At 61.0% G+C, this 13,262-nt stretch carries 10 protein-coding genes; 6 read left to right on the top strand and 4 right to left on the bottom strand.

Going from position 1 to position 13,262, the window contains the following annotated elements; genetic code table 11:
• The first annotated feature begins 24 nt into the window (after positions 1-24).
• A complete protein-coding gene (locus DA915_RS08230) occupies positions 25-633 on the top strand; it encodes an ATP-dependent Clp protease proteolytic subunit (protein ID WP_107675585.1) in 609 nt (202 codons plus the stop codon).
• Between the two features lie 8 nt (positions 634-641).
• On the opposite strand, the gene DA915_RS08225 is transcribed toward DA915_RS08230, so the two are convergent.
• Positions 642-1,532: an NAD(P)-dependent oxidoreductase gene (locus DA915_RS08225; RefSeq protein WP_107675584.1), complete on the bottom strand. Its 891-nt coding sequence runs from the start codon at positions 1,530-1,532 to the stop codon at positions 642-644.
• 67 nt (positions 1,533-1,599) lie between these two features.
• Positions 1,600-3,714, bottom strand: a complete 2,115-nt coding sequence (parE, locus tag DA915_RS08220; RefSeq protein WP_035212455.1) for a DNA topoisomerase IV subunit B — start codon at positions 3,712-3,714, stop codon at positions 1,600-1,602.
• A 224-nt stretch (positions 3,715-3,938) separates the two neighbouring features.
• Between parE and DA915_RS08215 the strand changes: the two genes are divergently transcribed.
• The 4 genes from DA915_RS08215 to DA915_RS08200 all read left to right on the top strand — a co-directional run bounded on the left by DA915_RS08215 (position 3,939) and on the right by DA915_RS08200 (position 8,160).
• The gene (locus tag DA915_RS08215) at positions 3,939-4,820 is read left to right on the top strand and encodes an alpha/beta fold hydrolase (RefSeq protein ID WP_107675583.1); all 882 of its coding nucleotides are present in this window, start codon (positions 3,939-3,941) and stop codon (positions 4,818-4,820) included.
• 210 nt (positions 4,821-5,030) lie between these two features.
• Positions 5,031-5,801 carry a triose-phosphate isomerase gene (tpiA, locus tag DA915_RS08210; RefSeq protein WP_087744079.1) on the top strand — a complete coding sequence of 257 codons (771 nt, stop codon included), beginning with the start codon at positions 5,031-5,033 and terminating at the stop codon, positions 5,799-5,801.
• 115 nt (positions 5,802-5,916) lie between these two features.
• Complete coding sequence (gene secG / locus DA915_RS08205; protein WP_107675663.1) at positions 5,917-6,372, top strand: preprotein translocase subunit SecG; 456 nt, start codon at positions 5,917-5,919, stop codon at positions 6,370-6,372.
• 159 nt (positions 6,373-6,531) lie between these two features.
• A complete protein-coding gene (locus DA915_RS08200; protein WP_003502929.1) occupies positions 6,532-8,160 on the top strand; it encodes a CTP synthase in 1,629 nt (542 codons plus the stop codon).
• A gap of 97 nt (positions 8,161-8,257) precedes the next feature.
• Here DA915_RS08200 and DA915_RS08195 read toward each other — a convergent pair whose 3' ends face one another.
• Positions 8,258-9,190: an alpha/beta hydrolase gene (locus DA915_RS08195; protein WP_107675582.1), complete on the bottom strand. Its 933-nt coding sequence runs from the start codon at positions 9,188-9,190 to the stop codon at positions 8,258-8,260.
• Positions 9,191-9,384: 194 nt separating this feature from the next.
• Positions 9,385-10,776, bottom strand: coding sequence for a class II fumarate hydratase (fumC, locus tag DA915_RS08190; protein ID WP_060725776.1), 1,392 nt, complete (start codon positions 10,774-10,776; stop codon positions 9,385-9,387).
• 500 nt (positions 10,777-11,276) lie between these two features.
• On the opposite strand from fumC, the gene DA915_RS08185 reads away from it, so the two are divergent.
• Positions 11,277-13,145 (top strand): murein L,D-transpeptidase, encoded by a 1,869-nt coding sequence (locus DA915_RS08185; protein WP_192886447.1) that lies wholly within the window; start codon positions 11,277-11,279, stop codon positions 13,143-13,145.
• Positions 13,146-13,262 lie beyond the last annotated feature (117 nt).

Raw genomic sequence — 13,262 nt, 5'->3', positions numbered from 1 at the left:
TTCTTAAACGACAGGAGTTCGCCGATGCGCGAAACGATGCAACTCGTCCCTATGGTAGTCGAACAATCGTCAAGGGGAGAAAGGTCTTTCGACATCTACTCCCGCCTGTTGCGCGAGAGGATCATCTTCCTCAACGGAGAGGTGAACGATACGGTTTCCGCGCTGGTTTGCGCGCAATTGCTGTTTCTTGAAGCGGAAAACCCGAAGAAGCCGATCCATCTCTACATCAATTCGCCGGGTGGCATGGTGACCAGCGGTTTCGCCATGTATGACACCATGCGCTACATTCGCGCGCCGGTTCACACCTTGTGCATGGGGACGGCCCGTTCCATGGGCTCGTTCCTGCTGATGGCGGGCGAACCCGGCACGCGGGCGGCGCTGCCCAATGCCAGCATCCTCATTCACCAGCCATCAGGCGGTTTTCAGGGGCAGGCGTCGGACATGCTTATTCACGCCGAGGAAATCAGGCAGACAAAACACCGCATGACGCGGCTTTACGCCGAACATTGCGGGCGCAGCTACGAGGATTTCGAGAGGGCGATGGATCGCGACCGCTTCATGACGGTGCAGGAGGCTCTGGAATGGGGCCTGATCGACCGCATTCTGGAAGTCCGCGAGGATGCGGCGGCATAGGGTCGGACTTACTCGGATTTCCGGCTGATATTGGCACCTGCTGGCAGGACTTCCAGGCTGCGCCGGGCAAGCTCAGCCACTACTTCCTCGAAACCGAAGCGGGATGTCCAGCCCAGCCCCTCTGCGGCGCGTGCGGGTGAATAGATCCGGTCAATGGTCGCCGGCAACGTCCATCCCATCTCCGCGAAAGTGGCGGCGAGGGCCGGGGTCCGCTGCCGCAGGATGAAGGCTGCATCCCGAGCGAGAATGTCGCTGTCATCAGCGGAAAACGGGGTCGCAGCCGATATGATGTAGCGTTGGAAATCGTCTCCAGCATTGCTCAGCGCCTGCACATGGGCATCGGCGACATCGCGGATATCGACGCCGCGATGCAGCCGGTAGGCCGCCATCACATCGGCGGGCTCCGGGAAACTTCTGGACATGCGCAGCACGCGCACGGCGAGATGCGGGCCGGCCATCTCCGCCAGCACATGCTCGGCTTCGAGCTTGGTGCGGTGATAGATGCTTTTCGGCCGGGGCGGCGTCTCTTCATCGATAAATGTGCAGGACCCTGCAGATACCGCGTGTCCGTAAAGCGCCGTGGTGCTGGTGAAAACCAGCCGTGGCACACCCGCCGCCATGGCCGCTTCCGCCAGCATGCGGGTCCCGTCGACGTTGATGCGCTGAAATTCTGCGTCTGGAACGATGCCGACATGCGGTGCATGGAGCGCTGCCGCATGGATCACCGCATCCGCTCGCTCTAGAGCGGAACGCAGCAGTTTTATGTCCGCGAAATCGCCGACAATGTGAGTGGTGGAAAAGGGGGAGCGGTCAATGCCGGTAACATCGTGCCTGCCGGCCAGGGCGCTGAAAATCGCGCGGCCGACCCGACCGGAACTGCCCGTCAGCACTATCCGCATGAGGTTCCCTCCACATCAACACAAAAGGCAGCGCCATGCGCTGCCTTTCAAGGGTGCATCCGGATGATCAGATATCCAGATTATCGGCAAAGGCCGCTCGTTCCTGAATGAAACGGAAGCGGGCATCGGCCTTGGTGCCCATCAGATTGTCGACGGCCTCGCGGGTGCCTTCGAAATCCACATCGTCGATCTCGACGCGCAGCAAGGTGCGCTTTTCGGGATCCATGGTGGTTTCCTTCAGCTGCTGGGCCATCATTTCGCCAAGGCCTTTGAAGCGGCCGATTTCGACTTTCTTGCCCTTGAAGACGGTTTCCATCAGCTCGGCGCGGTGGGCGTCGTCGCGGGCATAGGCGCTCTTGGCGCCCTGACGGATGACGTAGAGCGGCGGCACCGCCAGATAGAGGTGATTGCCGCGAATGAGTTCCGGCATTTCCTGATAGAAGAAGGTGATGAGCAGCGAGGCGATATGGGCGCCGTCAACATCGGCATCGGTCATGATGATGATGCGTTCATACCGCAGGTCTTCTTCGCGGTATTTGGTGCGGGTGCCGCAGCCGAGCGCCTGGATGAGATCGGCGATCTGCTGGTTGGCGGAGAGCTTTTCGCGGCTGGCGCTGCCGACGTTGAGGATCTTGCCGCGCAGCGGCAGAATGGCCTGATTGGCGCGGTTGCGGGCCTGCTTGGCGGAGCCGCCCGCCGAGTCACCCTCGACGATGAAGAGTTCCGCATTTTCCGCCGTGTTCTGGGCGCAGTCCGCCAGCTTGCCGGGCAGGCGCAGCTTGCGCACCGCGGTCTTGCGGTTGACTTCCTTTTCCTTGCGGCGGCGCAGGCGCTCTTCGGCGCGCTCGATCACCCAGTCGAGCAGCTTCGCCGCTTCGCCCGGATTGCCGGCGAGATAGTGGTCGAAGGGATCGCGCAGCGCGTTTTCAACGATGCGCTGGGCCTCGACAGTGGCGAGCTTGTCCTTGGTCTGGCCGACGAATTCAGGCTCGCGGATGAAGACCGAGAGCATGCCGGCGGCAGAGATCATCACGTCGTCGGTGGTGATGTCCTTGGCGCGCTTGTTCTGCGTCAGATCAGCGTAATTTTTGAGGCCCTTGGTGAGCGCGATGCGGAAACCCGCCTCATGCGTGCCGCCTTCGGGCGTCGGGATGGTGTTGCAATAGGAATGGATCTGCGTATCGCCGCCATACCAGGTGACGGCCCATTCCAGCGCGCCGTGGCCGCCGGTCTTTTCGGTGCGGCCCGAGAAAATCTCGCGGGTGACGGTGAATTCCTTGCCGAGCGTGGCGGCAAGATAATCCTTGAGGCCGCCGGGGAAATGGAACACGGCCTTCTCAGGGATTTCGCCGCCGGCCGGCACCATGCCGGGATCGCAACTCCAGCGGATTTCGACGCCGCCGAAGAGATAGGCCTTGGAGCGGGCCATGCGGAAGATGCGGGCCGGTTCGAACTTGGCGTGATCGCCAAAGATTTGCGGGTCCGGGTGGAAACGCACGCGGGTGCCGCGACGGTTGTGCACGTCGCCCAGTTCCTCCAGCCCGCCGATCGGCGCGCCGCGCGAAAAGCGCTGGCGGTAAAGCTTGCGGTTACGGGCGACTTCCACTTCCAGAAGATCGGACAGCGCATTGACCACGGACACGCCGACGCCGTGCAGGCCGCCCGATGTCTCATAAGCCTTACCGTCGAACTTGCCGCCGGCATGCAGCTTGGTCATGATGACTTCGAGTGTCGACTTGCCCGGAACCTGCGGATGGTTTTCCACGGGAATACCACGGCCGTTATCGGTGACTGTCAGGAAACCTTCGGTATCGAGATGGACTTCGATGAAGTTGGCGTGGCCGGCGACGGCCTCGTCCATGGAGTTGTCGATGACTTCGGCAAAGAGGTGGTGCAGCGCCTTTTCATCGGTGCCGCCAATATACATGCCGGGGCGCATGCGCACCGGTTCCAGCCCTTCGAGCACGCGGATCGACGAAGCACCGTAGTCGTCACCGGAAGGAGACACGGGGGCAGGCGGCGTGACGGCAGCAACGGCTGCGGGTTTCGGCTGCACATTCAGGTTGGCGGGCACGTTGGCGGCCGCGGTCGCCGGCGTCTTCGCGGCGTCCTCGTTCGTTTCCGTATCGCTGTTTCGTGCTGCCGGAAGACCGGAGAAGAGATCGTTGCTGTCGTCCATCATGTCCAAAGTTCAAAAGCGTGTGTCAGAATTTCGCCATGCGAATCATTATGCCAGTAGCGTCAATCATAACGCCAAACGCGGTTCCCGTCCGATTGAAGTGGGTCCGTCGGGCAAACGCGGCGCATCCTATGCCACGATTGTGTCAGGGTTTCGCAACAGGAGGATTGCGCTGCCGGCCTTGCAATGGCAAGTCTCGCAGCCACGAATGAACGGTTAGCCAAGGCATGTCCACAGCTCATTTCACGTTTTGTACTCTTTTCATCCTGACTGTTGCGACCATGCCGGTTGCGGCTTCGGCCTTCGACGGGCCGCTGCGCCCCTTCAAGGATGAGCTGTTTTCCGCCCAGACGGTGCTTTCCACCGGGGATGGCGGCGCTTCCGAGGTCATCGACTATCAGGAGATGCGCGACATCAACGGCCGCGACGAGGTGCCGGAGCGACGGGTGAAGCGACAATATGTGGATATGGCGCCGAAGAGCGCGCAGGCGCTCGAAACCATATCCGTTGAGGGCAGGGCGCTTGAGGTCGGCCGCGTCGGGCCGGCAAGCGGGCAGGCTTTCACCGTCATCTTCATCCACGGGCGCGGCGGTGACCGGCGGCTCGGCATGAATGACTACACCTTCGGCGGCAACTTCAACCGGCTGAAGAACCTGGCCGTCGCCAATGGCGGCACCTATTATGCGCCGAGCGTGCGTTCCTTCGATGAGAACGGCGTTGCCGATGTCGCGGCGCTGATTGCCGATGCGGCCAAAAAATCGGGCGGGAAGCCGGTCGTACTGACCTGTGCGTCCATGGGCAGTTTCATCTGCTATGGAATCAGCCGCGACAAGGCTGCTGTCGCCAACCTAAAGGGCATGGCGATCCTCGGTGGTGCGGGCGATCCCGATTTTCCGAAAAGTGCCTTTGCCAAGGCCAGGAAGCCGGTGTGGTTCACCCATGGCAGCGCCGACAAGGTCTATTCGGTCGATCAGCAGGCGACGATCTTCCGTACCCTGCTGAAGGCCGGTGAGCCGGCGCGGTTCACGCGGTATGAGACCGGCAGCCACGGCACGCCGGTGCGCATGACCGACTGGCGGGCGGTTTTGAACTGGATTTTGAGCCGCTGAGGCCTTGATTTGGGTCAGCGGCGGCGAAATTTGCGAAATCGGCCGTCGTTTTGAACCTAAGGGCCGCTTTTTTGTACCATTTGCGGCCTTCTGCGGTTAAAGGAATATCCGGGATTTCCGGCAGTATTTCTGTCGTGATTAAGGGCCGCTTGCGGCTGAGGGATGGGGCGCCGCCAAAGGTGGGGCCAGAGACAAAGGGAATGGATACGCATGACGCCGAATGTTCGACCGCTTGTTGCCGGAAACTGGAAGATGAACGGCACCCGTGCCTCGCTCGATCAGATCAAGGCCATGGCAGAAGGCGTCAAGGGCGCGCTGTCCGAAAAGGTGGATGCGCTGATCTGCCCGCCCTCGACACTGCTCTATGTCGCAACGGCGCTGTGCGATGACAGCCCGCTGATGATCGGCGCGCAGGACTGCCACCAGAACGCATCCGGCGCTCATACCGGCGATATTTCAGCCGAGATGATCGCCGACTGCTTCGGCACCCATGTCATCGTCGGCCATTCCGAGCGCCGCACCGACCATGCCGAGACGGATCATCTGGTCCGCGCCAAGACCTCTGCCGCCCATCAGGCCGACCTCATCGCCATCGTCTGCATCGGCGAGACGGCGGATGAGCGCAAGGCGGGCCAGACGCTCGATATTCTCAAGCGCCAGCTTGCCGGCTCGCTGCCGGATGAGGCGACGGCCGAAAATACCGTCATCGCCTATGAGCCTGTCTGGGCAATCGGCACGGGCCTGACGCCGACGGTCGAAGACGTGCGCGAGGCCCATGCCTTCATGCGCGACGAACTCGTCAAGCGCTTCGGCGATGCCGGCAAGACCATGCGCATCCTCTATGGCGGCTCGGTAAAGCCGGCCAATGCGCTGGAACTGATGGGCGTCGAGAACGTCGATGGTGCGCTGATTGGCGGTGCGAGCTTGAAAGCTTCCGACTTCCTTTCCATCTATGCGGCATACGAGCAACTGACGGCTTGATCCAAGCTTTCCTGCACGAGTGGCGGGAAAGGGGCTTGGAATAAGCCGTCGCCTCATGTAAAGAGCCGCAAAACCTTCTTTATGGTGCTCCGCGCGGGGCATGGAATGGATTGTCATGCAGACCGTTTTGATTGTTATTCACCTCATGATCGTGCTGGCGCTTGTCGGCGTGGTCCTGATTCAGCGTTCCGAAGGCGGCGGCCTCGGTATCGGCGGCGGTTCGGGCTTCATGTCCGCGCGCGGAACGGCCAATGCGTTGACCCGCACAACCGGCATCCTCGCCGCGCTGTTCTTCCTGACGTCGCTCGGCCTTGGTCTTATGACCCGCTACGAATCGCGCCCGACCGACATCCTGAACCGTATTCCGGCCACGCAGGGTCAGGGCAACGGCATTCTCGACACGCTCGGCCCGTCCACGACGCCGGCCCCGGCTCCGGCTGAAAATGGCGTTCCGACAAATAATGGTGCGGCCGCTCCGGCGCAGACGACACCGGCCCCTGCCGCTTCCGGCACGGCCGCCCCGGCACCGGCGCAGCCCGCCGATCCGAACGCAGTTCCGACCGGTCAATAAGCCCGGTTTTGATTTAACGCTCCGGCAGGCCAAAAGCCTGCCGGTTTTCTTTTGTTCGCATTCCGGCTCGCCCCATCGCGGATTCGTCAACAGCGAATTTTCGAAACCATTAATTTTGGGCTGGCGGAATCAGAGGTAAAAAGGTATCCGGTGAATCCCATGGCGCGATATGTATTCATCACAGGCGGCGTGGTCTCCTCTCTAGGCAAGGGCATCGCCGCGGCAGCACTCGGAGCTTTGTTGCAATCCCGTGGTTATCGGGTGCGGCTTCGCAAACTCGACCCCTATCTGAACGTTGATCCCGGCACCATGAGCCCGACACAGCACGGCGAAGTGTTCGTGACGGATGACGGTGCCGAGACGGACCTCGACCTTGGCCACTATGAGCGCTTCACGGGGCGTTCGGCCACCAAGACCGACAACATCACGACCGGTCGCATCTACAAGAACATCATCGACAAGGAACGGCGCGGCGACTATCTCGGCGCAACCGTTCAGGTCATTCCGCATGTCACCAACGAGATCAAGGATTTCGTGATCGAAGGCAATGACGACTACGACTTCGTCATCTGCGAAATCGGTGGCACGGTGGGTGATATCGAGGCGATGCCGTTCATGGAGGCGATCCGCCAGCTCGGCAACGACCTGCCGCGCGGCACGGCGATCTATCTTCACCTGACGCTGATGCCTTACATTCCGGCAGCCGGCGAGTTGAAGACAAAGCCGACCCAGCATTCCGTGAAGGAACTGCAGGCGCTCGGCATTCACCCCGACATCCTGCTTGTGCGCGCCGACCGGGAAATCCCGGAAGCGGAACGCCGCAAGCTTTCGCTGTTCTGCAACGTGCGTCCTTCCGCCGTCATCCAGGCGCTGGATGTGGCGAATATCTATGACGTTCCGATTGCCTACCACAAGGAAGGCCTCGATTCGGAAGTGCTGGCCGCCTTCGGCATCGAGCCGGCGCCCAAGCCGCGTCTGGAGCCTTGGGAAGAGGTCTGCAACCGCATCCGCACGCCGGAAGGCGAAGTAACGATTGCGATCGTTGGCAAATACACCGGCCTCAAGGATGCCTACAAGTCGCTGATTGAGGCGCTGCATCACGGTGGTTTTGCCAACCGGGTCAAGGTCAAGCTGGAATGGATCGAGTCCGAGGTCTTCGAAAAGGAAGATCCCACACCCTATCTCGAAAAGGTCAACGGCATTCTCGTGCCTGGTGGTTTCGGTGAGCGTGGTTCCGAAGGCAAGATCATGGCGGCGCAGTTCGCGCGTGAGCGCAACGTGCCCTATTTCGGCATCTGCTTCGGCATGCAGATGGCGGTCGTGGAAGCGGCCCGTCACCTTGCCGGCATCGAAAATGCCTCCTCCACCGAATTCGGCCCGACTTCCGAGCCGGTCGTCGGCCTGATGACGGAATGGGTCAAGGGCAACGAGCTGGAGAAGCGCTCCTCCAAGGGCGATCTCGGCGGTACGATGCGTCTTGGCGCCTACAAGGCGGCGCTGAAGAAAGATACCAAGATCGCCGAAATCTACGGCACCACGGATATTTCCGAGCGCCACCGCCACCGCTACGAGGTGAACGTGGACTACAAGGACCGGCTGGAAAATTGCGGCCTCGTCTTCTCCGGCATGTCTCCTGATGGTGTCCTGCCGGAAACGGTGGAATATCCTGACCATCCGTGGTTCATCGGTGTGCAGTACCACCCGGAACTGAAGAGCCGTCCGCTTGACCCGCATCCGCTTTTCGCCAGCTTCGTCGAAGCGGCGGTAGAGCAGAGCCGGCTGGTTTGACAGTTTGAATGAGATGAAGAGGGCCGCTTTTGCGGCCCTTTTTTGTTTGGTGATAATGGGCTTGGGACGCGCGGTGCGCTGCGATGCGCCCCATGCATCAGATCAGAAAGCTGCGTTTCTTAAGCCACGCTTCGTACCATGTCGGCCATGCTTCGGTGAGAGTTCGGGGCTTGCCCATGCCAAAGCCGTGACCGCCGGACGCGATTGGATGAAACTCGACATCCGCGCCGGCCTTTTCGCAGGCCTGCTGCATGATACGGCTGTTGGTCGGATCGGAAATGCGATCGTCATCGGCCTGCGTCAGGAAAATCGGCGGGCAATCCTTGCCCACATGGCTTTCCACCGACCATTGCCGCGTTGCCGCATCCGTCGGATGTCTGCCGACAAGCGATTTGCGGGTCGAGGTATCGTCATAGGGAGCCGATAGCGTGATGACCGGGTAGATCAGCGCTGCGATATCCGGCCGGGCTGATTGCCTGTCGATATCATCGAGGGCATCGTAAGATGAGAAGGCGGAGCGGGCCGCAGTCAGGCCCATCAGGTGGCCGCCCGCAGAAAAGCCAAGCGCGCCGATCTTGTGCGTATCGATCTGCCATTGCGAAGCGCGGGCGCGGATGAGCCTGATGGCACGCTGTGCATCCTGAAGCGGGGCAAGCGGACCGGCGACCCAGCCTTCGATCGGCAGGCGATAGGTGAGGACGAAGGCGTGGATACCCCTTGCGGCAAGCCAGCGTGCTGCAGGATAGGATTCCTTGCCTTCTTCGATGCGTTTATATCCACCGCCACCCGCGATAATGATGGCGGAACCGTTTGGTTTCTCGGGAGCGAATATTTCAAGGCTCGGCAGGCTGATATTGCTGACCGCGCCTTTCCTGCTGATCTCCAGAGCGCCACCCGGACCGCCGCCGCCGGGAGGTGGGCCGGGCCAGAGAGGTATTTGCAGCCGCCTGTCCCGGGCCAAGACATCTGGGATTTTCAAGGCCGCCGCGAAAAGCGCGCCGCCCAGCAGGAGATTGCGGCGGCATATCATGGCGTCATCCTCATCGCGCTTGGGGTTTCGGCATTTGCGCCGGAGACCGGTTCACAAGGACGATCTTCAAAACGGCAGGTGAGGTCAATACCGGACCATCGCAGCCTGTCCAGCTTGGAGCCTGTCCTTATCCATCCGCAATAAAAAACGGGCCCGAAGGCCCGTTCCAATTCCAGCGATAAATCCCGACCGGCTTATTTCGGGCCGATCATGTTTTCCGGGCGTACAAACTGGTCGAATTCCTCGTTGGTGAGGTATCCGCCACCGACCGTTTCTTCGCGCAGGGTCGTGCCGTTCTTGTGCGCGGTCTTGGCGATCTTGGCGCAGATATCGTAGCCGAGCTTGCTGTTGAGCGCAGTCACCAGCATCAGCGAGTTTTCGACGCCCTTCCGGATGTTATCTTCGCGTGCCTCGATACCGACGACGCAATTGTCGGTGAAGGAGACGGCCGCATCGCCCAGAAGCTGGACCGACTGCAGGAAGTTGTAGGCCATCATCGGGTTATAGACGTTGAGCTCGAAGTGGCCCTGCGAACCGGCAAACGAGAGCGCTGCATTGTTGCCGAAGATGTGGGCGCAAACCTGCGTCAGCGCTTCCGACTGGGTGGGGTTCACCTTGCCCGGCATGATCGACGAGCCGGGCTCGTTTTCCGGCAACGACAATTCGCCAAGACCGGCGCGCGGGCCGGAACCGAGGAAGCGGATGTCGTTGGCGATCTTGAACAGTGCTGCAGCGGCCGCATTGATCGCGCCATGGGAGAAGACCATGGAATCGTGCGACGCGAGCGCTTCGAACTTGTTTGGCGCAGTGACGAAGGGCAGGCCGGTGATCTTGGAGATTTCTTCCGCGACCTTCTCGGCGAAGCCGATTGGCGCGTTGAGGCCCGTGCCTACAGCCGTGCCGCCCTGGGCGAGCTTGGATAGTGCGGGCAGGGTGAGTTCGATATTGGCAATGGCGGAGGCGACCTGCGCGGCATAGCCGGAAAATTCCTGGCCGAGCGTCAGCGGCGTCGCATCCTGCGTGTGGGTGCGGCCGATCTTGATGATGTGCTCGAACTGCTTGACCTTGGCTTCCAGCGCCTTGTGCAGGTGCTTGAGGGCCGGCAGCAGGTGGTGAACGATCTCTTCCACGCAGGCGATGTGCATCGCCGTCGGGTAGGTGTCGTTCGAGGACTGGCTCATATTGACGTGGTCGTTGGGGTGAACCGGCTTCTTGGTGCCCATTTCGCCGCCGAGCATTTCGATTGCGCGGTTCGAAATCACCTCGTTGGCGTTCATGTTCGACTGCGTGCCGGAACCGGTCTGCCAGACGACGAGCGGGAAATGTTCGGTCAGCTTGCCGTCGATGACTTCCTGTGCGGCCGCGATGATGGCGTCGCCGACCTTGGGGTCGAGGCCTGCAAGCGCCATGTTGGCGCGGGCCGCTGCCTGCTTGACGATGCCGAGCGCGCGAACGACAGAGGCGGGCTGCTTTTCCCAGCCGATCTTGAAGTTGCCGAGCGAGCGCTGCGCCTGCGCGCCCCAATAGCGATCGGCCTGAACTTCAATGGGTCCAAATGTATCGGTTTCCGTGCGTGTGGCTGTCATCAGTCTTGCCTTTTTACTCGTGTTCCTCCGCCAAAACGGCGCCTTCGCCCGCCTTGCGCGGCCGATATATAGAATCATCGCGCCGGCAATGAAAGCGCTGCAATGGGGCGGAGGCAGATATTTCCCGCCGTGCAAAAGCGATTTTACCGTGTGGCGTGGTGCGCGGAGAAAAAGGCGTCGGCGTGTCATTTTTACTACGACGCGAAATGGCCGGAAAACCGGGCTTTACCGGGTGCGCTGACGCTCCGTTGGGGCAGGGTAAAGTGAATGAAATAAATAGAAATTTAACCATTCTCGCCAATTCTGGAAATTACGTTTTTATGGCTTTGGCTGTATCATAAGGTTCATTTCGGCACGGTTGTGGGCTTTGGGCGTTTTCTTTTCAACGGGCCGGCGATCGGCTAGACAGGCATGAAACTGATGCCCGCCCTTTGCTGGCGGTGCTGGGTGCTACGAGGATCAAATTGCAAGTCACATCTGGAAAATCATCGGCAGCGCTGGTGCTGGCTCTCGGTCTTTCCGTTTCCACCGCTCTTCCCGGCAGCGCCGGGGCGGTAACGCTGATGGACCTCCTGCGCGGCGGCCCCGGCAAGATCGCGCGTGATCGCGGTGAATTGCCGCCGGCCGGCATCGTCACCTCGCCCTCGACCGCTGGACCGGGCGCAGGACAGAGTGCGGACGCTTCCGATCCCGAGCCTTTGCCGCGCGTTTCCGGCCCGCGCTATTACGACTACAAGGCGGATGCGGCCCGTGCGGTAAACACGGCGAATTTCGGCGAAGGTCTCGCCAATCTGAAATTCAGCGCTACGCCAGAGATCGCCAAGGCGCTGGAAGCCTATTATGGCGCCGGCGGCAAGACGCTGTGGGTTTCGGAAGGTGAGCTTACCGCGCGCGCCAATGCCGTCATCACCTTTTTCGAGACGGTGGGCGAAAGTGGCCTCGATCCGGCCGATTACAGCATTTCCGCACCGGCAAAGGACGTGACCGCCAGCATCAGCAGCAATGCTGCAGGCACGACTGCAACGGGTACGCCGGTCGAAACGGCCTCGGCACCCGTATCCGACGCCTATCAGCGGGCGCAGATGCAGTTCGAGCTGGCGCTCTCCGCCAAGGTTCTTGCCTATGTGCAGGATACGACCCGTGGCCGTGTCGATCCGAACCGGCTTTCCGGCTACCATGATTTCAAGCGCAAGACGGTGAACCTCGCACCCGTGCTGAAGCTTGCGGGCCTCAGCCCCGATGTCGCCGCCTATCTGCGCAGCCGCGAACCGTCTAGCGCCGAATATCTTGCGTTGAAGACCGAACTTGCCCGCCTGCGCGGCGAAGGTGACGCAGCGCATGTCGTGCGCGTTCCCGCCGATCTGGTGCTGAAGCCCGGCAACAGCAGCGCGGATATGGCCAATGTCGTCAAGGCCATCGAACATCGCGCTTCGCCCGCCTTCAAGGCCGAGCATGCGGCGATCATTTCCGCGTATCAGCAGACGCCGGATTATACGCCTGATCTCGTCGATCTGGTGAAGGCGTTTCAGAGCGAAAACGGCCTGAAGCCGGATGGCGTGATTGGCCGCGCGACTGTGCGCGCCATGGTCGGCGAAAGCAATGACGCCAAGATCGCCAAGGTGCAGGTGGCCATGGAGCAGGTCCGCTGGCTGCCGGCCGATCTCGGCCAGCGTTACGTCTTCATCAACCAGCCCGCTTTCATGGCCTATTACCACAATGACGGCCTCGAGCAGTTCGGCATGAAGGTGGTGGTCGGCTCCAAGGCCAACCAGACCTATTTCTTCCAGGATGAGATCCAGACCGTCGAGTTCAACCCCTATTGGGGCGTGCCGCAGTCGATCATCGTCAATGAGATGCTGCCGAAGCTGCGCCGTGATCCGTCCTATCTTGACCGGCTGGGTTACGAAGTGCAGGTGGGCGGCCGTGCCGTTTCTTCCACCAGCGTCAACTGGTACGGCTCGACCAACGCGATTTCCGTTCGTCAGCCGCCGAGCAGCGACAATGCGCTGGGCGACCTGAAGATCCTGTTCCCCAATGCGCATGCCATCTACATGCATGACACGCCGGCCAAGAGCTTCTTCAACCGCGACATGCGGGCGCTGAGCCATGGCTGTATCCGCCTGGTCGATCCGCGCCGCATGGCCGCGGCCGTTCTCGGCACCAGCGTCGACAAGGTTGGCGAGCAGATCGCATCCGGCAAGAACCGGGCCGTGCAGGTGCCGGAGAAGGTTCCCGTCTATGTGGCCTATTTCACCGCATGGCCGGACAAGGACGGCAAGGTGCAATTCTTCGACGATGTCTATGATCGCGACAGCTATGTGCAGAAGGCCTTCGCCGTGACGACGAAGGCGCGGGCCGCGTCGATCTGATCAGCATACCATCAAGAGAAAAAGCGCCGGAGACGGCGCTTTTTTGTTTGAAGGAAAGGCCTTCCCGATTTGTTTGGCGGTAGGGTCCGCCTGCTACATTTGGCGTTAACGGCAACA

It is taken from the genome of Agrobacterium sp. LAD9 (assembly GCF_003031125.1).
Taxonomy (GTDB): Bacteria; Pseudomonadota; Alphaproteobacteria; order Rhizobiales; family Rhizobiaceae; genus Agrobacterium; species Agrobacterium radiobacter.
Note: the sequence above shows the minus strand (reverse complement) of the source record. Positions and strands in the feature narration are given on the sequence as shown.

What these genes read in the sequence shown, in the direction of transcription:
- parE (WP_035212455.1), bottom strand. Translation starts at nt 3,714, where the DNA reads ATGATGGACGACAGCAACGATCTCTTCTCCGGTCTTCCGGCAGCACGA.
- DA915_RS08230 (WP_107675585.1), top strand. Translation starts at nt 25, where the DNA reads ATGCGCGAAACGATGCAACTCGTCCCTATGGTAGTCGAACAATCGTCA.
- DA915_RS08200 (WP_003502929.1), top strand. Translation starts at nt 6,532, where the DNA reads ATGGCGCGATATGTATTCATCACAGGCGGCGTGGTCTCCTCTCTAGGC.
- DA915_RS08225 (WP_107675584.1), bottom strand. Translation starts at nt 1,532, where the DNA reads ATGCGGATAGTGCTGACGGGCAGTTCCGGTCGGGTCGGCCGCGCGATT.
- DA915_RS08215 (WP_107675583.1), top strand. Translation starts at nt 3,939, where the DNA reads ATGTCCACAGCTCATTTCACGTTTTGTACTCTTTTCATCCTGACTGTT.
- tpiA (WP_087744079.1), top strand. Translation starts at nt 5,031, where the DNA reads ATGACGCCGAATGTTCGACCGCTTGTTGCCGGAAACTGGAAGATGAAC.
- DA915_RS08195 (WP_107675582.1), bottom strand. Translation starts at nt 9,190, where the DNA reads ATGATATGCCGCCGCAATCTCCTGCTGGGCGGCGCGCTTTTCGCGGCG.
- fumC (WP_060725776.1), bottom strand. Translation starts at nt 10,776, where the DNA reads ATGACAGCCACACGCACGGAAACCGATACATTTGGACCCATTGAAGTT.
- secG (WP_107675663.1), top strand. Translation starts at nt 5,917, where the DNA reads ATGCAGACCGTTTTGATTGTTATTCACCTCATGATCGTGCTGGCGCTT.